This window comes from Marinobacter sp. H13 (assembly GCF_059072335.1).
The window spans coordinates 4,272,028-4,297,972 of the sequence record NZ_JCACRU010000001.1 but is presented as its reverse complement, the minus strand read 5'-3'; the positions used below and the strand labels follow the sequence as shown (position 1 = coordinate 4,297,972).

Annotated in this window: 23 protein-coding genes and 2 tRNA genes; 9 read left to right on the top strand and 16 right to left on the bottom strand. The window is 56.7% G+C overall.

Annotated elements, in window-relative coordinates; genetic code table 11:
• Positions 1–8: 8 nt before the first annotated feature.
• Positions 9–2,156, bottom strand: a complete 2,148-nt coding sequence (fadB, locus tag AC5JQH_RS20085) for a fatty acid oxidation complex subunit alpha FadB (protein ID WP_493805901.1) — start codon at positions 2,154–2,156, stop codon at positions 9–11.
• Positions 2,157–2,306: 150 nt separating this feature from the next.
• Between fadB and AC5JQH_RS20080 the strand changes: the two genes are divergently transcribed.
• The 3 genes from AC5JQH_RS20080 to AC5JQH_RS20070 all read left to right on the top strand — a co-directional run bounded on the left by AC5JQH_RS20080 (position 2,307) and on the right by AC5JQH_RS20070 (position 3,995).
• Positions 2,307–2,522: a hypothetical protein gene (locus AC5JQH_RS20080; RefSeq protein ID WP_493805900.1), complete on the top strand. Its 216-nt coding sequence runs from the start codon at positions 2,307–2,309 to the stop codon at positions 2,520–2,522.
• Between the two features lie 70 nt (positions 2,523–2,592).
• Positions 2,593–3,411 carry a hypothetical protein gene (locus AC5JQH_RS20075; RefSeq protein WP_008174364.1) on the top strand — a complete coding sequence of 273 codons (819 nt, stop codon included), beginning with the start codon at positions 2,593–2,595 and terminating at the stop codon, positions 3,409–3,411.
• A 152-nt stretch (positions 3,412–3,563) separates the two neighbouring features.
• Positions 3,564–3,995, top strand: coding sequence for a universal stress protein (locus AC5JQH_RS20070; protein WP_008174363.1), 432 nt, complete (start codon positions 3,564–3,566; stop codon positions 3,993–3,995).
• A 61-nt stretch (positions 3,996–4,056) separates the two neighbouring features.
• On the opposite strand, the gene AC5JQH_RS20065 is transcribed toward AC5JQH_RS20070, so the two are convergent.
• From AC5JQH_RS20065 to AC5JQH_RS20040, 6 genes are all read right to left on the bottom strand, one after another.
• Positions 4,057–4,725, bottom strand: coding sequence for a DUF6901 family protein (locus tag AC5JQH_RS20065; RefSeq protein WP_039882048.1), 669 nt, complete (start codon positions 4,723–4,725; stop codon positions 4,057–4,059).
• Positions 4,722–6,674 carry an ATP-binding cassette domain-containing protein gene (locus tag AC5JQH_RS20060; protein ID WP_474546119.1) on the bottom strand — a complete coding sequence of 651 codons (1,953 nt, stop codon included), beginning with the start codon at positions 6,672–6,674 and terminating at the stop codon, positions 4,722–4,724. Before AC5JQH_RS20060 ends, AC5JQH_RS20065 begins: the two co-directional genes overlap by 4 nt.
• Before the next feature lie 8 nt (positions 6,675–6,682).
• Positions 6,683–7,477, bottom strand: coding sequence for an MOSC domain-containing protein (locus AC5JQH_RS20055; RefSeq protein ID WP_273157390.1), 795 nt, complete (start codon positions 7,475–7,477; stop codon positions 6,683–6,685).
• A 135-nt stretch (positions 7,478–7,612) separates the two neighbouring features.
• Positions 7,613–7,688 (bottom strand) — tRNA-Gly (locus AC5JQH_RS20050).
• A 58-nt stretch (positions 7,689–7,746) separates the two neighbouring features.
• Positions 7,747–8,463 (bottom strand): murein L,D-transpeptidase catalytic domain family protein, encoded by a 717-nt coding sequence (locus AC5JQH_RS20045; RefSeq protein ID WP_008174355.1) that lies wholly within the window; start codon positions 8,461–8,463, stop codon positions 7,747–7,749.
• A gap of 145 nt (positions 8,464–8,608) precedes the next feature.
• Positions 8,609–9,211, bottom strand: a complete 603-nt coding sequence (locus AC5JQH_RS20040; RefSeq protein WP_008174353.1) for a DUF924 family protein — start codon at positions 9,209–9,211, stop codon at positions 8,609–8,611.
• 103 nt (positions 9,212–9,314) lie between these two features.
• On the opposite strand from AC5JQH_RS20040, the gene AC5JQH_RS20035 reads away from it, so the two are divergent.
• The 3 genes from AC5JQH_RS20035 (at position 9,315) to AC5JQH_RS20025 (ending at position 10,860) form a co-directional block, all read left to right on the top strand.
• On the top strand, positions 9,315–9,689 hold the full coding sequence (locus AC5JQH_RS20035; protein ID WP_008174352.1) for a sirohydrochlorin chelatase: 375 nt from the start codon (positions 9,315–9,317) through the stop codon (positions 9,687–9,689).
• 53 nt (positions 9,690–9,742) lie between these two features.
• The gene (locus AC5JQH_RS20030; protein WP_008174349.1) at positions 9,743–10,669 is read left to right on the top strand and encodes a TIGR01777 family oxidoreductase; all 927 of its coding nucleotides are present in this window, start codon (positions 9,743–9,745) and stop codon (positions 10,667–10,669) included.
• Positions 10,670–10,784: 115 nt separating this feature from the next.
• Positions 10,785–10,860, top strand: a tRNA-Glu gene (locus tag AC5JQH_RS20025).
• 50 nt (positions 10,861–10,910) lie between these two features.
• Here AC5JQH_RS20025 and ccoM read toward each other — a convergent pair.
• A complete protein-coding gene (gene ccoM, locus AC5JQH_RS20020; protein WP_175497402.1) occupies positions 10,911–11,063 on the bottom strand; it encodes a cytochrome c oxidase subunit CcoM in 153 nt (50 codons plus the stop codon).
• Between the two features lie 239 nt (positions 11,064–11,302).
• Here ccoM and AC5JQH_RS20015 point away from each other — a divergent pair, with 239 nt between their 5' ends.
• From AC5JQH_RS20015 to pta, 3 genes are read left to right on the top strand one after another with little or no spacing between them, the layout of a single operon-like run.
• Entirely contained in the window at positions 11,303–13,714 is a 2,412-nt protein-coding gene (locus tag AC5JQH_RS20015) for a bifunctional diguanylate cyclase/phosphodiesterase (protein ID WP_493805899.1), read from the top strand.
• 27 nt (positions 13,715–13,741) lie between these two features.
• Entirely contained in the window at positions 13,742–14,938 is a 1,197-nt protein-coding gene (locus tag AC5JQH_RS20010; protein ID WP_008174344.1) for an acetate/propionate family kinase, read from the top strand.
• Between the two features lie 27 nt (positions 14,939–14,965).
• Entirely contained in the window at positions 14,966–17,128 is a 2,163-nt protein-coding gene (gene pta, locus AC5JQH_RS20005; RefSeq protein ID WP_493805898.1) for a phosphate acetyltransferase, read from the top strand.
• 21 nt (positions 17,129–17,149) lie between these two features.
• On the opposite strand, the gene der is transcribed toward pta, so the two are convergent.
• The 8 genes from der to rlmN form a co-directional block, all read right to left on the bottom strand.
• Positions 17,150–18,571 carry a ribosome biogenesis GTPase Der gene (gene der, locus AC5JQH_RS20000; RefSeq protein ID WP_296934690.1) on the bottom strand — a complete coding sequence of 474 codons (1,422 nt, stop codon included), beginning with the start codon at positions 18,569–18,571 and terminating at the stop codon, positions 17,150–17,152.
• A 9-nt stretch (positions 18,572–18,580) separates the two neighbouring features.
• Positions 18,581–19,753 carry an outer membrane protein assembly factor BamB gene (gene bamB, locus AC5JQH_RS19995; protein WP_493805897.1) on the bottom strand — a complete coding sequence of 391 codons (1,173 nt, stop codon included), beginning with the start codon at positions 19,751–19,753 and terminating at the stop codon, positions 18,581–18,583.
• On the bottom strand, positions 19,753–20,409 hold the full coding sequence (locus AC5JQH_RS19990; RefSeq protein WP_064228076.1) for a YfgM family protein: 657 nt from the start codon (positions 20,407–20,409) through the stop codon (positions 19,753–19,755). The genes bamB and AC5JQH_RS19990 overlap by 1 nt, the downstream gene beginning before the upstream one ends.
• A gap of 52 nt (positions 20,410–20,461) precedes the next feature.
• Entirely contained in the window at positions 20,462–21,742 is a 1,281-nt protein-coding gene (gene hisS, locus AC5JQH_RS19985) for a histidine--tRNA ligase (RefSeq protein WP_273044029.1), read from the bottom strand.
• Between the two features lie 49 nt (positions 21,743–21,791).
• Entirely contained in the window at positions 21,792–22,910 is a 1,119-nt protein-coding gene (ispG, locus tag AC5JQH_RS19980) for a flavodoxin-dependent (E)-4-hydroxy-3-methylbut-2-enyl-diphosphate synthase (protein WP_008174332.1), read from the bottom strand.
• Positions 22,911–22,945: 35 nt separating this feature from the next.
• Complete coding sequence (locus AC5JQH_RS19975) at positions 22,946–23,983, bottom strand: RodZ domain-containing protein (RefSeq protein WP_008174331.1); 1,038 nt, start codon at positions 23,981–23,983, stop codon at positions 22,946–22,948.
• Positions 23,973–24,734: a type IV pilus biogenesis/stability protein PilW gene (gene pilW / locus AC5JQH_RS19970; protein WP_405420967.1), complete on the bottom strand. Its 762-nt coding sequence runs from the start codon at positions 24,732–24,734 to the stop codon at positions 23,973–23,975. The genes AC5JQH_RS19975 and pilW overlap by 11 nt, the downstream gene beginning before the upstream one ends.
• A gap of 86 nt (positions 24,735–24,820) precedes the next feature.
• Entirely contained in the window at positions 24,821–25,933 is a 1,113-nt protein-coding gene (rlmN, locus tag AC5JQH_RS19965) for a dual-specificity RNA methyltransferase RlmN (RefSeq protein ID WP_405419343.1), read from the bottom strand.
• Positions 25,934–25,945: the final 12 nt, after the last annotated feature.

Sequence of the window (25,945 nt, the reverse complement as noted above, 5' to 3'; positions counted from 1 at the left end):
GTTCAGGGTTAGCCAAAGAACTTTTTGCCAGTCTTGGCCATTTCACGCAGCTTCTCGGTCGGGTGATAAAGAGGACCAAGGTCTGCAAACTTGTCTGCCAGTTCGACGAACTTGTCTACACCCATATCGTCGATATAGCGCAGGGCACCACCACGGAACGGCGGGAAGCCGATACCGAAAATCAGGCCCATATCAGCATCTGCCGGATCTTCGACAATGCCGTCTTCCAGGCAGCGAACGGTTTCCAGGCAAAGAGGAATCATCATACGGGCGATGATGTCTTCTTCGCTGAACTCGTTCTTACCCTGAACAACAGGCTCGAGCAGCTTGTAGGTCTCTTCGTCGACAACCTTCTTCTGCTTGCCCTTGCGGTCCAGTTCATACTTGTAGAAGCCCTTGTCGTTCTTCTGTCCGTAACGGTTGTTATCGAACATTACGTCAATGGCGGTTGTACCTTCGTGCTTCATCCGATCCGGGAAGCCGTCTGCCATTACTTCGCCAGCGTGCTTGCCGGTATCCATGCCGACCACGTCCAGCAGGTACGCAGGACCCATGGGCCAGCCGAACTTTTCCATAACCTTGTCAACGTGCTGGAAGTCAGCACCGTCACGTACCAGGCCGATAAAGCCGCCGAAGTACGGGAACAGAACACGGTTGACCAGGAAGCCCGGGCAATCGTTTACAACGATCGGGGTCTTGCCCATGGCCTTGGCGTAGGCCACCGTGGTTGCAATGGCACGATCACTGGTCTTCTCGCCACGAATAACCTCAACCAGCGGCATCATGTGCACCGGGTTGAAGAAGTGCATGCCGCAGAAGTTTTCCGGACGCTTCAGGTTCTTGGCGAGAAGGTCGATGGAAATCGTCGAGGTGTTGGAGGTCAGGATGGTGTCCTCACGAACCGCTTCTTCGGTTTCACGCAGAACCGCATCTTTCACCTTCGGGTTTTCAACAACCGCTTCAACCACCAGGTCTACATTCTTGAAGTCGCCATAGTTCAGGGTCGGCGTGATGCTGTTGAGCACGTCGGCCATCTGATCCGGCTTCATCTTGCCTTTTTCAACACGCTTGGACAGAAGCTTCTTGGCTTCTTTCAGACCCAGGGCGATGCCGTCCTGGTTGATGTCCTTCATGATGATCGGCGTGCCTTTCAGGGCAGACTGGAATGCAACACCACCACCCATGATACCGGCACCCAGAACGGCAGCCAGGTTCACGTCGTTGGCTTCTTTTTCCCAGGCCTTGGCCTTCTTCTTCAATTCCTGATCGTTCAGGAACAGGCCAACCAGGCAGGCCGCCACATTGGTCTTGGCCATCTTGGCGAAGCCTTTGGCTTCGACTTCGATTGCCTTGTCGCGGGTCATGCCGGCATGCTTCTGCATGACCTTGATGGCCTCGACAGGAGCCGGGTAGTTCTTGCCAGCCTTGCCGGCAACAAACGCCTTGGAAATCTCGAATGCCATCATGCTTTCCATGGCATTGAGCTTGATCTTGCCCTTCTTCTCTTCACGACGGGCCTCGTGGTCCAGCTTGCCTTCGTTGCACTGATTAATAATGGCAACAGCAGCATCGACCAGCTTGTCGGACTCGAGCACGGCATCGACAGCGCCGACTTTCAGAGCGACATCAGCACGGTTCTCGGTACCACCGCTGATCCACTCGACGGCATTGTCCACGCCAACCAGACGGGACAGACGCACCGTACCGCCAAAGCCCGGGAAGATGCCAAGCTTCACTTCCGGAAGACCAACCTTGGCCTTCTTGTCCATCACGCGGTAGTCGGTTGCAAGACACATTTCGAAACCGCCACCCAGCGCCATACCGTTGATCGCGGTAACGGTGGGGAACGGCAGGTCTTCAACAGCGTTGAAGACTTCGTTGGCCTTGAGGTTGTTGGCTACCAGATCCTCTTCCGAGCCTGCAAAAAGCTCGGTGAATTCGGTAATGTCGGCACCAACAATGAAGCTGTCCTTGGAGCTGGTGACTACCAGACCCTTCAGGTTCTTCTGCGCTTTCAGTGCGTCAGTCGCGGCGCGGAGCTCTTCAATAGTAAGACGGTTGAACTTGTTTACTGACTCGCCCTGCAAGTCGAAGTTCAACTGAGCGATCCCGCCTTCGATCTCTTTAACCGTGATGGCTTTACCTTCGTAAATCATCAACTGATCTCCAGTCTGTGTTTGGAACTGCTTCCAACCGGGCGGTACTTTTGATTTACCGGCGCGGCTGTTTGTGCAGCGAGATTTCGGTCACTGCCCGATCATCCGATCCAAAAATTCATACAGTCGTTTGAATCGTGAGGGCACACGATGAAAAAAAACGGCGCATTTGTCAATTTGTTTCTTTCGGGAGGGCTGCAAAAGTCCCCGAAATACCGGGGGCAACCGAAGAAAATTGGAGCGAAATTGTTATGTTTCAGTGAACTGGAAGCCACTGCTCAGAAAAAACCGGAACTTCGTCACGCAAATTTCAAAGTTGTTTACATTTACGGGCTACACCGCCGCCAAAACTGCTTGATTGGCTGACGGAGTTACTTTACCTTCGATCTACGACTTTGGTCCACAATAATAAAACCGCATTACGGAGACCCATCCGATGAAAGACGCAAACCTGCGGATACGTTCCCTTGTAGCCGCACTGATTCTCCTTGCACTCACGTCCATGGGTGCCCGCGCTCAGGACAGTGCCGACGGATTTCTCTCCGATCTTCACAATTTCCGGGTCAGCAACTACATGGCTCTGGACGCCTACTACCGTTTCAGCGGAACCGGTGATACCGGCACCCTGAACGAGATTGTGCAGGGCATCAACTCGGCCAATGATTCCATGAACTCCATCGCGGGCAGCGATTCAGGCGTACTGTCAGCCGAGGAAGTTGAGGGGCTGAACCAGGAATTCGACAAGTTCAAGAACCTGATGCGGGACAACATCAACGATGTGCGCAACCAGGGCTACCCCGATTTGCGGCTGGTCTCAGACATGGCCAACCAGGCACTCACGATGAACGAGAAAGCCACCGAGCTATACAAGGTGGCCCAGGAAAGCTCACAGACCGAGACCAACCCAAGGGTCGAAGCGGCCCGTTCGGCGGCCGTAAAAATGGCTCAGATGATGGCGAAATACTCGGTCAGAACAAACTCCTCTGTCGCCCAGACCTTCCAGGGCTCCTCAACCGAAACCCCGCTGGATGAACAGGCCCGGGAGCTGGACCAGTTGCTGGCATCCGTTATACAGGGCCAGGGAACACCTGAGCTCAAGGACGCGCTTAACGACATTTCCGCCAAATGGCAGTTTATCCGTGGCTCCTACATTAACTACAACGAAAACAACGTGGGCTTTGTAATCGATCGCTATTCCAAGGGTATCCTCAAAGGACTTGCGACAACCATTGAGCTGCTCAAGGGCAACGCCTGACCGCCCTGCTCTTTCTGGCAGGCCTAATTGCCTGCCAGAAAAGCACTTTTCCGCCTCTGTTTTTGATACCCGTCAGTTTCCCGCTACACTTTCCCGACCCGATTTAAGGTACTATCCTCAGAATAATATCCCGTGTGCGAAGGAGCGATACGATGTCTGCCTATAAAAAGATGCTTGTTGCGATTGACCTGACAGAAGAAGCCCCACAGGTACTGGACAAGGCAAAGGCCATAAGCGAAGCCCATGGTGCGGAGCTAATGCTGGTTCATGTGGTTGAGCCTGTCGGCTATGCCTATGGTGGCGATATTCCGATGGATCTGACTGAGCTACAGGACCAACTCGACAAAGCAGCTCGCGAGCAATTGGGAACCTACGGCGACAAATACGGTGTGGCCAAAAACAACCAGGTGGTGACGGTCGGGCGCCCCGAGTCCGAAATCCACAGGCTTGCGAAGGAACAGGAAGTAGACCTCGTGATCGTGGGAAGTCATGGCCGGAAGGGTTTTCAGCTTTTGCTGGGCTCCACCGCAAACGGGGTTCTGCATGGAACCGAATGCGATGTTCTGGCCGTTCGCATTCACTAAGGCTTGACCAACAAAAAGGCCCGGGGCGTGGACCCGGGCCTGCTGAGAACGAAAGCCGCGATCAGCCCCTTTCCCCCTCCATTTTCGCCTCAAGTTTGCGAAGCTGACTTTCCAGCGAGAAACTGACACTCGAGGCCATCGAGAAGAAATTCAGTAGTGCCTTCAGATTGCTGTCACCCTTGCAGACTGAGTGTATTCTCTGCCACAGGGCCTGATTCACCAGCTGCAGCCTCTGACTCCTCTCCACCAGCCCCTTCAATTCCCAGTCTGGGGTCTGATGATTCCGTTTCGCGAAGTATTGCTGCAACAGGTAATGGGAAACGCTGCGCATAATGAATTCATCGGTGTTTGCAAACGGCAGGTGATGAACCGCCATGGGCTTGAGCTCTGACAGAACCGGGCACCCGCTGGTCGCCATTTTCAACCCGAGCAACGATCGAAGTGCCTCCTCAAGCGCCGTCTGCTTCTCATAGCTTCGACGATCATCGGTTACCTTCACTTCCACCTTCTGGTAGGCATCCTCATCCCGAAAGGCCTCCACGACCGGCAATATCTCGGTTGCCGCGGGACAGTGGGAGGATTCGGAAGCCTTCAAAGGACAGTTGCTGCACTGGCAATGTTCCAGCTGTGTCCAGGACGGAAGTTTTCCGGAAGGCCGGGACGGCTTGTCCGTTACTTTAAACTCAACCCTACGGCCGTCCTGAAATCTGAAATCGTAATGTACATTCATTGATTTGCCTGTTCTTCCAGCTCCATCCACCGCTCAATGACCTGCTCCAGACGGTTTTCCTTTTCCGTCAATGCTTCCAGAGTGGCCGAGACTTCATCCGGTGGGCCTGAATAAAAATCAGCCTGGGAAATTTTTTCCTGCAGGCCAGCGACTTCCTGCTCAAGCTCCTCGATCTGCCCTGGTAACTGCTCCAGCTCGAGCTTGAGCTTGTAACTCAGTTTCACGGGCTTGCCCTTTTCAGGTTCTGCCCGCGGTTTTGCGTTCTCTGCCGGTTTCTTTGCTACGACCTTTTCGGTGCTACCGGATGTCTTGCCGTTTTTATCCTGCTTGTCCGGCCGGTTACCCGTGGCTTCTGAGGGGAAGCAACCGCCCTGCCGACGCCAATCCGTGTAACCGCCAACGTACTCACGCACTTTGCCCGAACCGTCCAGGAAAACCGTTTCGGTGATCACATTATCGAGAAACTCACGGTCGTGACTGATCACGATCACTGTGCCGGCAAATTCCGCCAGCTGTTCTTCCAGCAATTCCAGTGTTTCAACGTCCAGATCATTCGTCGGTTCGTCGAGCACCAGGATATTCGCGGGCTTGCTGAAGAGCTTGGCCAGAAGCAACCGGGCCCGTTCGCCACCAGAAAAAACACTGACCGGAGATCTGGCTCGCTCCGGGGTAAACAGGAACTCCTGCAAATAGCCGAGAACGTGTTTGCTCTGGCCATTGATGTCGATGAACTCCCGACCCTCGGAGAGGTTGTCCAATGCGTTCCGCGTCAGATCGAGCTCTCCGCGCAACTGATCGAAATAGGCAACCTGCAGATTGGTACCAAGACGAATGGATCCCTCGGTTGGTTCCAAATTCCCCAACAGGAGTCGAACAAGCGTGGTCTTGCCTGTGCCGTTCTCCCCAACAAGCCCGATCTTGTCCCCTCTCAGAATGGTGAGATTCATGTCTCTGATGACCGGAGTGCCGTCGGGATAAGCAAAGCCCGCATCCCGGGTTTCAACCACAAGCTTTCCTGAGCGCGCGGCGTCCTCCACCGCGAAAGTTGCAGTTCCGCCCCGCACACGACGCTGCCTGTGCTCCTCACGCATGGCCTTCAGGGCACGAACACGCCCCATATTACGAGTCCTGCGAGCCTTGATGCCCTGCCGAATCCAGGCCTCTTCCTGCTTGAGGCGCTTGTCAAACAGCGCGTTCTGCCGTTCTTCTTCCTCCAGCGCTTTTTCCTTGAGGTCCAGGTAGCGGTCGTAGGTGGCAGCGAAGCTCACCAGCTTCCCGCGGTCCAGCTCTACAATCCTGGTCGCCATCCGCCGGATAAACGCCCGATCATGGCTGACAAACAACATGGCGCCGCGAAATTGGCCCAGGGCCTCTTCCAGCCAGGCGATCGCGGGGACGTCCAGGTGGTTTGTAGGCTCATCCAGCAACAGAATATCCGGGTCGGCAACCAAAGCTTTTGCCAGGAGAACACGGCGCTGCCAGCCTCCCGAGAGGGTATCGAGGGTTTGATCGGGATCAACGCCATACTGACCAAGAATGGTGGTTACCTTCTGATCCAGTCGCCAGCCGTCCAGGGCTTCAAGACGCTCCTGGACTTTCATCAACCGGTCCAGGCTCGCCTCGTCGCCCTGCTGGGACAACTGGTGGAACTCTGCCAGCAACTTGCCGGTTTCAGGAAAGGCCCCGGCAACCACTTCATAGGCCGTGCGGGTGTCCTCGGAGGGCAGGTTCTGCGGCAGCACCGCCAGAACAGCGCCATCATCGAGACGAACCACGCCACCATCGGGTGTCACTTCGCCACTGACAATCTTCAGCAGGGTCGATTTTCCCTCGCCGTTTCGTCCCAGCAAACACACACGCTCTCCGGCATCGATAACCAATGAGGCCTGATCAAGCAGCGGATGCATTCCATAAGCCAGGGAGACTGAGTCCAGCGTTAACAGTGGCACGTTTGGTTTTACTCCGATTGATTAACAGTAACGGGTTCACCAACCCGGATAAGTCCTGGTGATTCATGAATCGCGTTCTGGCCGAAGATCACGCCCTCACCGGTCCTGCGATAGCGGGACAGGGTTCTGAGCGGCTGCACGGCAGCATCCTTCAGGCCGGTCGAGGGGTCGACGGTCGTCATTACGCAGCGTGAACAGGGCTTTACGATGCTCAGACGGTTATTGCCAATGCTCAAGCTCTGCCAATGGTCCTCATCCCAGGCGTCCGCGCCCTCAACGACGATGTTGGGACGGAACCTCCGCATCTCCACGGGCACCTCCAGCCGGGTGTTGAGCTCTGCCAACGAGGCAGTGTTGGTAACCAGGAAAGGAAAACCATCAGCAAAGCCCACACGCCGGTACTCATCGACCCTGCCCGCATCAACGCGGCGGAAGGAGCTGTCCGGCATGAATACCAGGCTAACAGGCTTGCGGCAAAACCGACTCAGAGCATCACTGGCTTCTCGCAAGCCTGCCAGAGCCTTCACCCAGTCCCGCCACACCAGTACGCGAAGCTCGTCGTTGGAGGCTGTCAGACCAAACTCACCTTCACCAGGAATGTTGATAACAACCCTATCGCCATCCAATTGCGTTTCCACGCGGGCGAGTTCGGGATGCTCTCTCTGGGTGACAAAACGCCGCTCATCATCAACGATCATCCATCGCCTGTCTCCGACTGGGCCGAACTCGTCGGTATGAAAACTGGTCACCTCAATACCGGAAAGGGATTTGACAGGGTATACGAACAGCGAATGGACCTTCATGGAGGCAACCTCCCACAGGGAATCGGGACTCGAAACAGGCTGATGAGTATACCTGACCGCAACCCCCGGCGCCGAGGTTGCAGGTGCCCGAAAACGAAAAAACCCGGCCCTTTTCAGGACCGGGTTTTCGAAATCTGGAGCGGGAAACGAGATTCGAACTCGCGACCCCAACCTTGGCAAGGTTGTGCTCTACCAACTGAGCTATTCCCGCAATGCTGTTCGGCTGTTGCCGACAACGGAGGCGTATTCTACGGATCCCGACGGAACCGTCAACCACTTTTTTTAAGGTTTTTTCCTGCCAGTGTCCGGTTATCACATTTCAGGAATCCGGAACTGTGCAGCCACTCCTGATCCGGATAGTACTTGAACACCAATTGCCCCCCCTTAAGGTTGTCGACAACACGCTTGATGATCTGGTTATCAACGGCCGGGCACCCGTGACTACGCCCGATGCGGCCGTATTTACTGACCCAATCATCATTCACGTAATCCGCCCCATGTATAACGATGGCGCGCTGCCGGGCAAGATCGTTGATCCCGGGCTCGAGACCATCCAGCCTGAGCGAATAGCCGTGCTTGCCGTAATAGGATTCCCGGGCCTGGAAAAGCCCGATACTGGACTGGTAACTACCTTCCACGTTGGAGAAAGCGGTCGATTTGAAATTCCCGGAATTTTTGCCGTGAGCAACCAGGTCCCGAAGCAACAGCTCGCCCTTCTCCAGATCGAAAATCCATAGCCTTTCCTGACTGGACGGCAACGAGAAATCAATCACCGCAAGCCGCTCGGGCATCTGAACACCACTGGAGACAGCGCAGCGAGAGGCGCTGATTGCGGTCCTGAGGACCTTTGTATCGAGCTTTGGAGCGGCGGCACTCAGGCGACCGAAAAGGTCGTCGTCCAGAGAGGCGCCAACCGATGAGAGTGGTAGCCACGCCCAAAAAGCCAGTAGCAGGCCTGCGGGTAAAAGCCGCCGCGTCTTTTTCATTCCAGATCCCCGGTAAAATGATTGCAAGCCAAAGAAGGATCGCTATCCCGTGCAATCTCAGTGTTGCGCAGTTTATCAGGGAAAAGTGCCAACCCCGTCCGAATGTACGTTTTCTATACAAAACTTTAAGGAAAGCGCGATTGCGCTACTGGCCGAAACGGCGACCACCGGCCAGGTACTCCCGCTCTTCCGCCGTTGAGGTTCTGCCGAGTGCCTTGTTGCGGTGAGGGAATCGTCCGTACTTTTGATTGATCGCCCGGTGATCCTTTGCGGACTGCAGAAAGCTACCCATGAAATCGGAAAGGATTCCTTCCGTTGATCGCGCCAGTTGCTCGTAGCATTCCACGGACATGTCCTGGTCGTCCTTGAGTTCCGAATGCTGGAGCGGCATGTAGAGAAACGCTCGGTGCACGGGCGGTAGCATCGTATCCTGCCCTTTCTGCATCGCTTGCCGGCATAGCTTGCGCGCCTGGCGATCCTGATCAAACGCCATGGCACCGCCGCGGAAGATATTCCGCGAAAACTGGTCAAGCAGAATGATCTCGGCAAGTATACCGCCGGCCTCACTCCGCCAATGGTCCAATCCCTGCTCGGAAGCAAACAACACCATTGAAAGGAAACGACGGCGTATCTCCTGGTCAAACCTGCGGTCCGATCGGAACCACTTGTTCCGGTGGTCGCTGTCTGGCAGCCCATGTTCGTCAAGTTCGCCAAACCAGAAATCCAGAATCTCTTTCCAATCGAACATTCACCGTCACCCTGTTACTTTATATGGTACCGGCCCTCTCTCATGAGGCCGGCTTTCCCGACTTACGACAGGCCCTAACAAATTGACTACTTCAGGAGCGGCAATGAGCAGCCCCCGCATTATTCTGTTGGCACATGGAAGCAGTGACAAGCGCTGGTGTGAAACCTTCGAAAAGCTTGCAGCGCCGACTCTCGCGTCTGTCGACAACGCCAGGGTCGCCTATATGGAACTGGCGGAACCATCCATTGATACGATCATCATGGACGGTGTGGCTGAGGGCATCACCGAGTTTACGATCGTTCCTTTGTTCCTGGCGGCCGGCCGCCACTTGCGCAAGGATGTTCCGGCAATGATCGAAGAACTCGAAAAAGCCCACGGCGTATCCATTCAGCTCGCACCTCCGATTGGGGAAAACCCTCTCCTGGGACAGGCAATTCGCGATGTTGTTATGCTTCAACTGGACGAGACACCCGCCTGAACCGGGCGTTCTGAGACAGCGCCAGAGGCCGGTGCGCGACAGGAGTATCGATTATGTCGAAAAGGATTCTGATTACCGGAGGAACCGGGTTTATTGGCCACGTGCTCTGCCGTGAATTATTGGCACGGGATTACGAACTAACGGTTTTCAGCCGGCAACCGGCCGAAACGGTCAAATCAAGCTGCGGACGGGTCGAGGCAATCCGTGATCTGCAGCAGCTTCGTTCCCACCCCGGATACGATGCCGTTATCAACCTTGCCGGAGAAGGTATCGCGGATAAACGCTGGTCGGAGTCCCGAAAGCAGGAACTCCGTGACAGCCGCATTGGCGTCACCGAAACCCTGGTCGAGGTCATCCGAAGTTGGGATCAAGCGCCGAATGTCGTCGTTTCGGGATCGGCTGTTGGCTTTTACGGGGACCAGGGATCAGCCACCGTCACCGAAAGCACCAGCCCGAATGACGAATTTACGCATCGGCTGTGCCGCGACTGGGAAAACGCCGCCAAACCACTTGGCGATGACGGCGTTCGCCTGTGCTTCTCCCGGACAGGCGTCGTGGCAGGCCCGGATGGTGGCTTCCTGGAGCGGATGCTCCTGCCCTTCAAACTGGCACTGGGCGGACGCCTGGGTAGCGGTACCCAGTACATGCCTTGGGTCCACAGGGACGATGTAGTCAGCGCACTTATCTGGATGATGGAAAACCCGGACGCATCAGGCCCATACAATGTCGTAAGCCCGAACCCGGTAACGAACGCAGAATTCACCCGCAGCCTGGGGAGGGTTTTACACCGCCCCACCCTCTTTCCGGCACCTGCTCCGGTGCTCAAGGTGGCTCTGGGTGAAATGGCGAGGCTTCTTCTGACGGGCCAGCGGGCTATTCCGGAGAAGCTGGTCAGCCAGCAATTCCAGTTCCGGTATCCGGACCTGGATCAGGCATTGACCCAATCCGTTGCTCCAGGGGCAGCCGGACAAAAAGGATGACCCAAGGGGGCCTTATCAAGCTCCCCTGATTTTTTTCACAAAAGACGTTGACAGCGTTTCGAAGCTTTCTTAATATACGCGCCACCTCGACGAGGCAAGGTGTTGAAAACGTTGCGTCCCCTTCGTCTAGTGGCCTAGGACTCCGCCCTTTCACGGCGGCAACAGGGGTTCGAACCCCCTAGGGGACGCCAATTTTTCCGCGTTGAAATGTCAGGGAAACCGAAGTTTCCCAATGACATTGTCAGACCGGCTTTTGGCCTTGCTTCCCTTCTTTTCTGTCCTGGTGTCCGTGCTCCTTCTGATCTTTCATCACGAAGATGCCAACACCCACGAAAAAGCCAACCATCAGCAGTACAGTAGCAATACCCGCGATTACAACGGCGTCCATATACATGCTGTTTCTCCTTCCGGCAATTAACTTGATTAAACTCAGGTTACGCCCGGGCCGCCCGCAAGGTATTGATCCAGGTCAACGTATTTGTCAGACCGCATGTACGCATAAATACTGAACCACAACACATTTCCTTCGATTTTTCCTGTATTTGCAAGGCATTCGAAAGAAACTGCTGCTATAGTCGGAAACAAAGGAAGTGTCCGATCTCCTAACCGGTCTGGGTGGCTGAAGTTCAAGACATGCCAAAACTGTCGACGCATCTTCAACGTTTTCGCACAGGCTCGCCCCTGTCTTTCAGGCTGTTGGCGTGGATTCTGCTATTCAGCTCGGCCTTTACACTGGTGGCATCCGCGCTCCAGATCTACTCCGATTATCGAAAAGATCTCTCGCAAATCGACAACCGCATGCAGGTTGTAGAGTCGGGCTACGCCTCTAGCCTTGCCAGAAGCTTGTGGGCCCTGGACCAGAAGCTCCTGCAAACCCAGATGGAAGGCATACTCAGCTTGCCGGATGTGGTGCACCTTCGCTTGCGAATAGAACCCGATTCTGAACTGGTGATGGGCGAGATACCCAGGGACGCGAAAACCACCTCTCACAGCTTCAGCCTTGTCCACCAGGGCGATGAAATGTTCAAGCTGGGCGAACTGACGGTGACCGCAGACCTTGATCGCGTCTACGACGAACTGAAGCGCAAGGTGGGCGTCATTCTGCTGACCCAGTTCCTGAAGACGTTCTTTGTTTCGATACTGATTATCTGGATATTCCAGCATTTCGTTGGGCGCCATCTGACCACCATGGCGAACTACGCCCGCGACTTCTCACTGACGACAACGTCGAAGCCACTTACCCTGGAAAGGCCCAACACGCCGTCTAACCGGAATGATGAGCTCGGCCGTGTCACGGACGCCATCAACCAGATGCGTGAACGTCTCAACGCGGACATGGAACGCCAACAAAAGGATGCGGCGGAAATCCGCAAGTTTTCCAAGGCCATTGAGCAGAGCCCCTCCTCGGTTCTGATCTGCGACCGCCAATGGCGTATCGAGTTTGCCAACCAGAAATTCACCCAGTTAACCGGTTATGAGGCTGCCTCCATCATCGGCAAACACCCTGGCGCACTGGGTGACAACGACATAGAGAACCGTGATAGCCGACACTTGTGGCAGTCCATCCGCTTGCAGGTGCAACGAGTCGGAGTCTGGCAGGGTGAAGTGAACAGTGTGCGCCGGAACGGAGAACGCTTCTGGGAGCAACTGATTGCCACCCCTATCAAGGACGAATCCGGCGGCACCACCGGTTACCTCATCCTGGGTGAAGACATCAGCATCCGCAAACGCTATGAACAGCAGCTCCTGCGCCAGGCCAACTACGACATCCTGACCGGGCTGCCCAACCGGATGCTGGCCCTGGACCGTCTGAAACTGGCACTGGCCCAGGCACGTCGGGAAAGTACCCTCGTGGGCGTGATGTTCCTCGATCTCGACAACTTCAAGCACATAAACGACACCCTCGGCCACGATGCCGGCGACAACCTGTTGATTGAAGCAGCCCGTCGAATTTCCAGCTGCCTCCGTGGCACCAGTACCGTTGCACGGCTGGGGGGCGATGAGTTCCTGGTCATCCTGCCGGGGCTGACCGGCCCGGAGGCTTCGTCGCAGGTGGCAGAGCGTATCCTGAAAACCTTCTCACCGCCCTACATACTCAATGGTCAGGAGGTTTTTGTAACCACGAGCATCGGCATCGCTATTTTCCCGACGGACTCTGACAACAGCGGCACGCTGCTGCAGCACGCCGATGCCGCCATGTACCAGGCCAAACACAAAGGCAAGAGTTCCTTCGCGCATTTTGCCCCGGAAATGACCGAGGTCTCCCACGAGCGCCTGAAGATGGAATCCAGCATGCGCAGGGCTCTGGAGCTGAAGGAATTCGAACTGTATTTCCAGCCAATCGTGAATACCGATTCCGGCACCCTTTGCTCGGTGGAGGCGCTGCTGCGCTGGAACAACCCGGCCATGGGCATGGTGATGCCTGATCGATTTATTCCCCTCGCCGAGGAAACCGGCCTGATAACACCCATCGGCGAGTGGGTTCTTGAAGAGGCTTGTCGGGCAGCCGTGGGATGGAGGCAGGCCATCGGAAAAGACATTGGTATTTCCGTGAACGTGTCCCCACGCCAGTTCCGGGATCCCGGGTTTACCGAGGCCGTGATGCACGCCCTCTCTACCAGCGGTCTGGCACCGGAACAGCTGGAACTTGAAATTACCGAACGACTGATTCTGGACAACTCCATTGAAACCGCCGAAATCCTGCGCCAGCTCGACAAAGCCGGGATCCGGCTGTCAGTAGACGATTTTGGTACCGGCTACTCGGCCCTCAGCTATCTGAAGAGCTACCCGTTTGATACCCTGAAGATCGATAAATCGTTTGTTCAGGATGTCATGAAGGAACCTGAAGATGCTTCACTGGTGCGGGCCATTATCAACATGGCCCACAGCCTGGGCCTGCGGGTGATCGCTGAAGGCGTGGAAGAAGAGGCTCAGACCCACTTCCTGAAAAAGGAAGGTTGCGACTTCTCTCAGGGGTATTTCTACAGTCGTCCGCTGCCGGCGGCGGACTTTGATGCCTGGCTGGCCAGCAATCATCGGGTATAGATCGAAAACCGTTGGACGCCCATTCCCATGGAAGACACCGTACTTGTCGTGAACTGCGGCAGCTCATCCCTGAAACTCGCACTGTTCAACAACCAACACAGGAAACTGCTGTCCGCTCTGGCCGAGCGCCTGGGCCAGAACGATGCATTTGCCCACATTGACGGCCAGGAAGGAACGATCCCTCTGGACGCTGGCGCCGGCCATGATCAGGCGCTAGATACACTGGTCACGGCTTTCCGGGACCTGGGACTGATGACAACGGCTCCCTCGGCCATAGGTCACAGGGTCGTTCATGGTGGTGAGACCTTCCATGAGGCCGTACTCATTGATGGCGATGTGCTCAAGGCCATTGAAAGCTGCGCAGGCCTTGCCCCTCTTCACAACCCGGTCAATCTGTCCGGTATTCGAGCAACCCTGGCACAGTTTCCCGGGGTGCCCCAGACTGCCGTTTTCGACACCGCGTTTCATCAGACCCTGCCCAGACGGGCCTTCCTCTATGCGCTTCCAGAGGCCTGGTATCGCGATTGGGGCGTCCGCCGTTATGGGTTCCACGGCACCAGTCATGCCTTCATGGCCGCCGAAACTGCCCGTTTGTTGGGAAAAACACCGGCAACCACCTCGGTCATCTCGGCGCACCTGGGCAATGGATGCAGCATTACGGCCATCCGGGACGGCATCAGTGTCGATACCAGCATGGGCCTTACGCCACTGGAGGGACTGGTAATGGGAACCCGCAGTGGGGATGTCGACCCTGGCCTGTTCGACTTTCTAAGCGGCAAAGGCTTCGCCGCCGATGAGGTTCACCGGATCCTGAACCAGGAAAGTGGCCTTCTCGGCCTGTCCGGCCAGACCAATGACATGCGCTCGCTCTGTGAACTCGCGGATCATGGCCATGAGCCATCACAAACCGCCATTGATGTTTTCTGCTTCCGGCTCGCCCGTTACATTGGGGCCATGATGGCGTCCCTTAGCCACCTCGACGCGCTGGTTTTCACTGGCGGCATTGGGGAAAACAGTGCCCGGATCAGAGCCGAAACCATCAACCATCTCAAGCTCATGGGGTTTGAGCTCAGTCCGGACCTCAACAACCATCATGGCGAGTTCAGCGACGGGCGGATCGAAAGCCCCGACTCCAGGTTTCCCGTGTTGGTGATCCCCACCAACGAGGAACTGGTTATTGCACGGGAAGCATCCCGGCTTGCCGGCTCGGTCGCCCCGGCCTGACCCACGCGCATCATCAGGAATACCACCATGGCAAAGAGTCTCTTTTTTGCACCGACATCCATAGATTCAGGGCTCACGTCAGTTTGCCTGGGTCTGCTGCGCGCCCTTGAACGGGTAGGCGTCAGCGTTGGCTTCTACAAACCCTTCTGCCAGGCGGTTCACCGCGCAGAATCCATGCACAACGCTGGCCAGGACTCGTCGGTGGCGTTTGTGAGGGCCAGCAGCCACCTGAACCCGCCAGACCCGATTGCCCTCAAGGAAGCGCAACAACTGCTCAACAGAGGCAAAGCCGACTACCTCCTCGAAACAGTCGTGGGTGAATACCAGAAGGTTGCCCGGGATGTGGATGTGGTGATCATCGAAGGCCTCGTCCCAGACCGCAGCGAAGCCTATATCGCCAGGCTGAACGTGGAAGTTGCCCGCAACCTCGGTTCCGAGGTAATCCTGGTGAGCACGCCCAAAGACCTGGACGCCAGGCAACTGGATGAAGAACTGGACTTCTCGTCGCGCCTGTTTGCCAGTCCCAGTGATCCGGACGTTATTGGCGTCATCCTGAACAAGGTTGGGGAGCCCGAGCAGTCGGGCCTTGAGCCTCGTTCCAACAACAACCACCCTGCCCCCGTCACTGTCGACTACCAGACCGAGTGCACGGTATTCAGCGAGGGCCGCTTTCACCTCTTAGCCGAGATTCCATGGCAGGCGGATTTGCTGGCCCCCAGGGTATCCGACATTGCCAGGGAACTCGGGTTACCGGTCCTCAATGAGGGGCAGATGCACGCCAGGCGGGTCCAGAAGGTATCGGTTTGCGCCCGTAGCATTCGGAACATGACGGAAACCCTCAGGCCTGGCACTCTTCTGGTCACGCCCGGAGATCGCGAAGACATCGTGGTGGCCACAGCTGTTGCCGCTCTCAACGGGGTTCCCCTCGCCGGCCTGATGCTGACCGGTGGCCTGATACCCGACCAGCGAGTGATCACCCTGTGCCACAGGGCCCTGGAAACAGGCCTTCCAGTTCTGGGGTCAGACGCCAATACCTATGAAACTGCTCATATGCTGGCCAACCTGTCGGCGGCCATCCCGATTGATGACCCCAACCGGATTGAAAAGGCGATGGAAGCGGTTGCAACCCGTATCGACACCAACTGGTTGCAACAGCATCTCAAGGTTGCCCGGCAGGACAGGCTTTCCCCTCCTGCCTTCCGATACCAGCTGTCCGAGCGGGCCCGGGCCGCGAATAAGCGCATCATATTGCCGGAGGGCAGCGAGCCAAGAACCGTACAGGCCGCCATCATCTGCCATCAACGCAGGTTGGCAAGGTGTGCCTTGATCGGGAATGCGGCAGAGATAAAACGGGTAGCGGATTCCCAGGATCTGGAACTGCCCGGGGATATCGAGATCATTGATCCAGGGGAGGTGCGACAACGCTACGTCGCTCCGATGGTAGAACTTCGCAAGCATAAAGGACTGACATCAGACATGGCGGAAGCCATGCTCGAAGACAACGCGGTTCTCGGTACCATGATGGTGGCTCTGGATGAAGCTGATGGACTGGTATCCGGTGCCATTCACACGACGGCGAATACGGTGCGCCCTGCCCTGCAACTGATCAAGACCCATGAGCATGCAAAGGTAGTCTCTTCCGTGTTCTTCATGTTGTTGCCGCAACAGGTGGTGGTCTACGGGGACTGCGCCATCAATCCAGACCCCAATGCCGAGGAACTGGCCGACATCGCCATCCAGAGTGCGGAGTCTGCGGAAGCCTTTGGTATTGAGCCGCTGGTCGCCATGATCAGTTACAGCACCGGAGAGTCGGGCAGCGGTCAGGATGTCGAGAAAGTCAGGGAGGCGACGAGGATCGCTCGCGAGCGCAGGCCGGATCTGCTGATAGACGGACCACTCCAATACGATGCAGGGGCCATCGAAAGCGTCGCAAGAAGCAAGGCGCCGGACAGCAAAGTTGCAGGCAAGGCAACGGTCTTCGTATTCCCGGATCTGAACACCGGCAATACCACTTACAAGGCGGTTCAGCGAAGTGCCAATGTGGTCAGTGTCGGGCCAATGCTTCAGGGCTTGCGGAAGCCGGTGAACGACCTTTCACGTGGGGCTCTGGTGGAGGATATCGTGTTTACGGTTGCGTTAACCGCTGTGCAGGCCAAGCAGGTGGAAAGTGCGGGGCCGGACCAGGAATAAGTCCTGAGCCCGGCCACTCACTCAGCGCTTGAGGCTCTTCTGACGCTGTTTTTTCGGACGACGGCCTTTCTTCTCGTCGTTGTCCTTCTTGACCTTCTGACGCGGAGTCAGCCGATCCACTTTGCCGGCAAACGGATTTTCACCCGATTTGAACTCGAAGCGGATTGGTGAACCCGTTACCTTCAGAACCTTACGGAAGGTATTCTCAAGATATCGTTTGTATGCTCCAGGCAGGGAATCCACTTGGTTACCGTGAACCACAATCACAGGGGGGTTGGAACCGCCCTGGTGCGCGTAACGCAGCTTGATCCTGCGACCGTGCACCATGGGTGGCTGATGCTGGGCAATAGCATCCTGCAGAATCGCAGTCAGGCGGTTGGTTGGCCATTTCGCCATCGCGGACTCATAGCAGGCTTGCACCGACTCATACATCACGCCGACGCCGGAGCCGTGAAGCGCCGAGATATAGTGCTTATCGGCGTAATCCAGGAAGTCGAGACGACGCTGCACCTGCTCTTTCACCCGAACACGGTCTTCCGGGTCCATGCCGTCCCACTTATTGACGGCGATCACCAGCGAGCGGCCGGCATCAAGGACAAACCCGATCAGGTGAAGGTCCTGATCCACGAGGCCTTCCCGGGCATCAATGACCAGAATAACCACATGTGCGTCATCAATGGCCTGCAGCGTCTTGATAATGGAGAACTTCTCCACCACTTCACTGACGTTCTTTCGGCGACGGACACCAGCGGTATCAATCAGCGTGTACTGACTGCCCTGACGCTCGTACGGGATATAAACGCTATCCCGGGTAGTGCCCGGCATGTCGTAAACCACAACGCGCTCTTCACCCAGCATCCGGTTGACCAGGGTGGACTTGCCCACGTTCGGCCGGCCAACCACTCCGATGCGGATGCCGGGGTAACGGTCAGCCCGGTCCTCTTCCTCCCGCTCCTCCTCTGAGGGCAGAAGGATTTCGAGCATCGAGCGGATACCCCGGTTGTGGGAGGCCGCAATCAGGAAAGTGGATTCAAAGCCAAGGCTGTAGAAATCCGAAGCCGCAATGTCCGGATCCTGGCCATCGGTCTTGTTCACCACCAGGTGGGCCTGCTTGCCGGACCGACGAAGACTGTCTGCAATAAGTTCATCGCCTGCGGTCAGGCCGGCACGACCGTCCACCAGGAACAGTACAATGTCCGCCTCTTCTACCGCCTGCATGGACTGGCGGGCCATTTCGAGATCAAGGCCCTGCTCGTCGCCGGTAAGACCACCGGTGTCTATGACGATGAAGCGCTGCCCTTCGTAGCTGCCCTCACCGTATTTGCGGTCTCGGGTAAGCCCCGGAAAGTCCGCAACCAGGGCATCCCTGGAACGGGTCATCTGATTAAATAATGTCGATTTGCCGACGTTAGGGCGTCCGACAAGGGCAATAACTGGGGTCATAATGGGGGATCAATCCTGCGGCTTAACCTGGAATACGGCCATCTTTCCGCTGTTGCCAAAAACCAGCAGGTTACCATTGGCGAGGCGCTGTGCCGGTACGCGGATACCCTCATCGTCGAACTCCAGCTGGCCAACCAGCTTGCCGTTCTCACGGTCAATGACATGCAGGTAGCCTTCAAAATCGCCGACCACCAGATAGTCTTCATAAACCATTGGCTGGGTCAGCTGCCGCCAGGCCAGACGATCCTGGGTCCAGACTTCCCGACGATCAGAGCCTCTCAGAGCAACAATGTCGCCATTGGCCGAGGCCAGATAGATCTCGCCGCCACCAATCATCGGGGAATAGAGGCTGGATGCCTTCCGGCTCCAGATCTCCTGCCCGGTACGAATATCAACGAGGGCAAGTTTGCCCTGGTAGCCAACCACCATGACGGCGGTCTCAATGACCAGGGGTTGCCCCGTCACGTCAACCAGCCTTTCAAGCTCGGTGCGCCCCTGAGGCTGGCCCACTTCATACTGCCACATGGGCTGCCCCGAGGCTGCCGCCAGAGCGATCAGTTTGCCACTGGCAAAGGAGGCAATGACAACGTCTCCACCGACCAGCGGCGCCGCAGCAGCCCGCATCGAAAGGACCGGAACGGTTCCGTCATACTGCCATAGCTTCTCGCCATCAGCGGCGCTGAAGCCGAGAACCTTGCCATCAGTGGTCTGGGCAACAACGAGCGAGCCATTGGACTGGGGCGCTGACAGTACTTCCGTCGGCAGAGGCTGACGCCAGACCTCGGAGCCGTCCTCACGGGAAAGGGCTACCAGATCCGCGTTCTCGGTGGTCAGGTAAAGATACTGCCCATCACCGCCGAGACCAGAGAAGATGCGCTCCTCAAATTCTGATTCCCAGACAACCTTGCCGGAATCCGAGGCCACTGCGTAAAGCTCACCATCTGCCGATGCGGCGTAGATCAGATCACCGGTATTCAGGGGTGCCAGGTAGAGAAAATCACCATCATGACCGTCGCCCACGGACATGCTCCAGACTCTCTTGAATTCGGCGGTCGCCTCAATCTCGGGAACCGGAAAAGGTTGTTCGAACGTATCGGTCGCGCTACAGCCGGAAAGTGCGGCCAGAAAAGCCAGCCCCAGGAGAAGTCCGCGTTTTGAGATGCTGTCGCGGAGAACCGGCATCAGGCATCCTCCCCGACACCGAGGTCTGCCAGTTTCAGCTCCAGAATACCGCTGCGACCTTGCTGGCTCTGCTCACGGGCAGCAAGATAGGCCTCACGTGCACCCTCCCGGTCGCCTTGCGCCAGCAGGATATCGCCACGTAGCTCGGAGTACATGGCATCAAACGCATCGGCATCACCGGCGCCCTCGATGGTGGCCAGAGCAGCCTCGTACTGGCCTGCGGAGAATTGGGCACGAGCCAGACGATTACGGACCACAAGCGCCAGTGCCTCATGCTCTCCGGTTTTTTCCAATGCCCACTTCAGGGAATCAATGGCGGCTTCGGCGTTACCCTCCTGCATCAACTGCTGACGGGCGAGGATCAGGTTACCGTAAACCGCATAGGCGCTATCCGTATAGTCCTCCCGCAGGGTCTGCGCTACGAAAGCGACGGTCTCGCCACTGGTTTCATCAGCCTGATCACTGAAGGCATTCAGCAGATTGGCAAACTGGTTGGCTGCCTCGGTGCGCTGCTGCGCCTGATGGTTCTGCCAGGCCTGCCAGCCAAAAACAATGGCCAGGGCTGCACCAATGCCGATCAGCAGAGAACTGCCGTTTTTCTTCCACCAGTCCTTGATCGCCTGGACCTGTTCTTCTTCGGTGCGCAACTCTGCCATGGGGACTCCTATCGTTGAATTTTTGCTTTTATATCAATATTTTTGGTCAGATTCAGCTGGCCAGCGACGTTGCCAGAATGTCGGCAAGTTCGTCCTGGGCAACTTCAGTCTGGGGCTCATCAGCTCGTAAGGGCTTCACCCCTGCGGTACCCTTGGCCACTTCGTTCTCACCCAGAATCACCGCATACCTGGCGCCACTCCGGTCAGCCTTTTTCATCTGGCTCTTGAAGCTACCGCCGCCACAATGGGAAACGATCACCCGGTCCGGCAATGCTGCGCGTAATTTTTCGGCCAGCACCAAAGCTGGCGCCAGCGACGCGTCACCCATCGCTGTCACATAAATATCGGCGTTACTGTTCACGTGCTCAGGAACCAGTTCCAGCGTTTCCAGCAGCAGGATAAGGCGCTCAAGGCCCATTGCAAAGCCCACTGCAAAGGTCGGCTTGCCACCCAGCTGTTCCACCAGGCCATCGTATCGACCACCTGCACACACCGTACCCTGGGCGCCGAGGCTGTCGGTAATCCACTCGAACACCGTCTTGCCGTAGTAATCGAGGCCCCGCACCAGCGCTGGATTCACTGAATAATTCACCCCTGCAGCCTCAAGAAGCGCCTTCAGGCGCTCGAAGTGCTCGCGGGATTCTTCGTCGAGATAGTCGTCAAGGCTGGGCGCGTTTTCGAGGATTTTCCGCGTGGAAGGATCCTTGCTATCCAGAATGCGCAGGGGGTTCGATTCGAGGCGACGCTGGCTATCGGCATCCAGGTCTGCCTTGAACTGACCGAGGTAATCCACGAGGGCGGACCGGTAAACCCGACGGGACTCCGACGTTCCGATGGAATTGATCTCAAGCCGGGTATGCTCGGCAAGCCCAAGCTCTTTCCAGAGCCTTGCCGTCAAGATGAGCAGTTCGGCATCAATGTCCGGACCGTTCATGCCAAAACATTCCACGCCAATCTGATGAAACTGGCGATAGCGGCCTTTTTGCGGACGTTCGTGCCGGAACATCGGGCCGGTGTACCAGAGACGGCGGGTCTGATTGAACAGAAGACCGTGCTCTTCGGCGGCCCGAACACAACCGGCGGTGCCCTCCGGGCGGAGGGTCAGACTGTCACCGTTGCGGTCTTCAAAGGTGTACATTTCCTTTTCGACGATGTCGGTCACTTCACCAATCGAACGCTTGAACAGATCGGTCTGTTCCACAATCGGCATGCGGATTTCCTGGTAGCCATACTGGGCCAGTACTCTGCGAACCGTGGATTCCACAAACTGCCAAACCGGCGTCTGCTCCGGCAGGATATCGTTCATCCCGCGAATTGCCTGAATCTTTGCCAATGTTAACCCTTAACTTTTTCTGGATGGTTATGCCGGGAACTGGAAACAATCAGTTGTCTGACCGGGCAATAATCGAATCTTCCTGTTCCTTGCGCCGTGCCACTTCCTCGCGAATCAGGCGCTCCAGATCATCCGTCAATGTCGCGTTGTCCAGCTTCTGGTTCGGCTTTCCCGCCATGTAGAAGAGGTTCTTGGGGCTCCCGCCGGTAAGTCCGAGATCCGCCACTTTCGCCTCACCCGGACCGTTTACGATGCACCCGATGATCGCCACATCCAGAGAATCGTTTACATCCTCCAGACGAGCTTCCAGATCATTCATGGTCTGGATGACATCGAAATTCTGCCGGGAACAGCTGGGACAGGCGATGAAGTTTATACCGCGACTGCGCAGGCGCAGGCTCTTCAGTATATCGAAGCCCACCTTGATTTCCTGCACGGGGTCCGCTGCAAGCGATACCCGGATGGTGTCACCGATGCCGTCCATCAACAGCATGCCAAGGCCAATGGAGGACTTCACGGTTCCGGATCTCAAACCACCGGCCTCGGTGATGCCAAGGTGCAGGGGCTGCTCAATCTGCTGGGCAATCTTACGGTAGGCATCGACCGTCATAAACACTTCCGACGCTTTCAGGCTAACCTTGAAATCCTGGAAGTCATGACGATCCAGGATATCGATGTGGCGCATGGCGGACTCCACCAGCGCGTCTGCCGTCGGCTCGCCATATTTGCGCTGGAGAGACTTCTCCAGCGAACCGGCGTTCACACCAATGCGAATGGGAATGTTGCCGTCCCGGGCCGCACTGATCACGGCACTGACGCGGTCATCGCGGCCGATATTGCCAGGATTGATCCGGAGACAGTCAACACCCAGTTCTGCTACCCGAAGAGCGATTTTGTAATCGAAGTGGATGTCGGCAACCAACGGCAGGGAAACCTGCTCCCGAATCTTCCCGAACGCCTCAGCGGCGTCCATGGACGGAACGGAAACACGCACTATGTCCGCACCTGCCTCCTGCAATGCCTTGATCTGGCCAACGGTGGCCTCTACGTCACAGGTTTCGGTGTTGGTCATGCTCTGCACCGCAATCGGCGCGTCACCACCCACAGGAACATTGCCCACCATGATCTGGCGGGATTTGCGTCTGATAATCGGGGAATCCTGTTTCATGTCTTACTGACCGATATGGAAAATTTGATCAAATTTCAGATTGTCAGGGTGAATTCTGACCGGTTGTTAACAACCCGGTAGCCACCGATATCCACTGGCTCGCCCTGGAAACGGATGGATTCAACCGCATCGACTGCGCCAATCACAACCCTCAAGGGCGTCGGCCCCTCGATATCAATCAGATCCCCGTTACGCTGGAGCGAATTCACCAGGCGGTTACCGGCTGCGTCACTGATCTGCACCCAACAATCGTCACTGAAGCGAATCTGGAGTCGACCGTTGTCCGAAGCATCCGACAGCCCATTCGGGTCTTCCAGAACCGGCTCGGGGGTCTGGACGACCGCAGGAATCTGATCGGTAACAGGCTCGGTTGCATCAGCCGCGCCATCGTCCGTAGCCAGTGTGTTTTCAGGCAACTGATTTTCACCAACGTCAGTTTCAGGCGCTTGAGCCTCAGTTTCTGTTTCAGACTGCTGCACGGTAGGCGCCTCCGCCTCCATAACTGCCGATTCCGACTCTTCAGCACTGGCAACAAGCACAGGTTCGGAGCGCTCTGGCTCGGCCAACGCAGCCGATTCCTCGGCTTCAGCAGGAGCAGGCTCCTCCGGCACTGATTCCGGTTCTGTCGTCGGCTCGGAAGGCGCCGGGCCCTGTGAAGGAGCCAGAAAGGTGAAAGCAAGGTATCCGGCAATGCCCAGCACCACCAGGAAAAACAGAGCCTTGGCAAGCTGACGTTTACGACGTCTGCGACGTTCGATGTCTACCAGCGGATTGGCTTCCTGCTCCTGTTCCCGCTGTTGCCGAATGGGTTCCAGTTCCTGGTCGAGGTCGGCAATCACTGCATCTGCGTCCAGCCCAACCTGTTTTGCATAAGCCCTGACATACCCTTTCAGAAAGAGTTCACTGTCAATCTGGCTGTAATCTCCCGACTCGATCGCCTGGATTACCGAAGGACGCAAATGCTGCGCTGCTGCGACATCACCGGTACTCAGACCGGTTTTCTCCCGTGCCTTTTGAAGCTGCCGCCCTACGGGCTCCTTCATAGCTGGCTGTGAGTTTTCTTCAGTTGCCATTAGAAATCAGCACCTTATATTGTTGGTATTCGACTGACTCCGGAAATTTGTTTCTGAGTTGAAGCGCAAGGCTCGCCTCCTGGTTTTCATCACTGTAGAAGCGGGCAATGCGGATTCCGGTAAGAAGGCTCTCCGGTGAGTGGACCAGACGCTGATTTCGCTGCATCAATGAAATCAGTCGCGAGTAATAGCGTGCCGCGTCGTCGTAGTCGCCAGTCTCTACGGACACCCGGGAGAGCGCCAGCAGGGAACGTGCATCGCCTCGTGTCAGCTCCACTGCGCGGCGATAGGATGTGGCCGCAGCTTCCAGTTCTCCGAGGCGCTCCTGGGTCATGCCCAGGTTAAAGAAAACCGAGCCGCGATCCTGATAACCGGTATCCCGGGACGCAGCACGGAATTGGTCGCGAGCGTCTTCCATCCGATTCTGACCGAACAGGAAGGCGCCATAGTAGACCCGCGCCCTGGTGTAGCCCGGGTCCTCGGAAATGGCCTTTTCGAAATTACGCTCGGCCAGCTCTGGCTCGCCTTCGGCGTTATAGACAAGGCCCATTGCGGCCCTTGCACCCGGGTCATCGGAATCCAGCTTGAACGCCCTGTCGAGGTGATGACGCGCACGCTCAAGGTTGCCCTGGCCGATATAGGCCGTGGCAAGTTTCACATAGTTATCGAGGGCTTCCTGGCGATCTGCTTCCCGTGAGAACCGACTGTCAGTGGTGGTAACGCAACCTGTAACCAGCAGGGTCAGCAGCATAACGGCCAACACGGAAAAACGTCGGTTTGCTGGTGTTGTTATCACGGGTGTCCCCTTCCTCGATTGGGCTGCAAGACGTTCCTGGCTCAGGGATTCACCTGCTGAACCTGAATGTACCTCTGGCTCCGGCGAGTTCTGTCCTCAACCCGGCCCACCAACTGACCACAGGCGGCATCGATATCGTCACCGCGGGTAGTCCTGATAGTGGCAATATATCCTGCTTCGTTCAGGACGGCCTGGAACCGACGTGTCGCGTTCATGCTCGGCCTCCGGAAATCGCTCTCCGGGAACGGGTTAAAGGGAATCAGATTGATCTTGCATGGCAAATCCCGCAACAGCACCGCAAGCTCACGGGCATGTTCCGGCTGATCGTTCATTCCTTCAATGACGGTGTACTCGATTGTCGCCTTGCGCTTGTCCGGCAGGCGGGCGAAGTAACGCTTGGTCGCGGCCAGCAATTCGGCAATCGGGTACTTTTTATTCAACGGAACCAGTTTGTTACGCAGTTCATCATTCGGCGCATGCAGGGAAATGGCCAGTGAAACATCGGTAACTTCCGACAGGCGGTCCAGAGCCGGCACAACGCCCGAGGTACTGAGGGTAACCCGACGCTTGGAGATCCCGTAGGCCAGATCCTCCATCATGAGGTTCATGGCATCCACGACGTTGTCGAAGTTGAGCAGCGGCTCGCCCATGCCCATCATCACCACGTTCGTGATCGGGCGATCCGGACCTTGCTCAAAGGGCATAAAGGCCTTGCGCGCAACCCACACCTGCCCGATCACTTCCGCCGCGGTGAGATTGCGATTGAAGCCACGCTTGCCGGTGGAGCAGAAAGTGCAGTCCAGGCTGCAACCAATCTGGGAGGAAACGCAGAGCGTGCCGCGCTCGCCATCGGGAATCAGCACTGTTTCGACGCTGTTGCCGTTGTCCATGCGCATCACCCATTTGCGGGTGCCGTCCTTGGACGTTTCGTCGTATACCACCTCAGGGCCACGGATCTCGGCCACCTTTTTGAGCTTTTCCCGCAGCGCCTTGCTCATATTGGTCATTTGATCGAAGTCATCAGCACCGCGCTGATGAATCCACTGCAAAACCTGAGTGGCACGAAAACGCTTCTCCCCCAGGGACTCGAAGAAGGCCTCGAGCTTTGCTTTTGGCATTCCCAGGAGATTGGTTTTTTCAGCGGCCGCTGTCATTTCATAACCTCG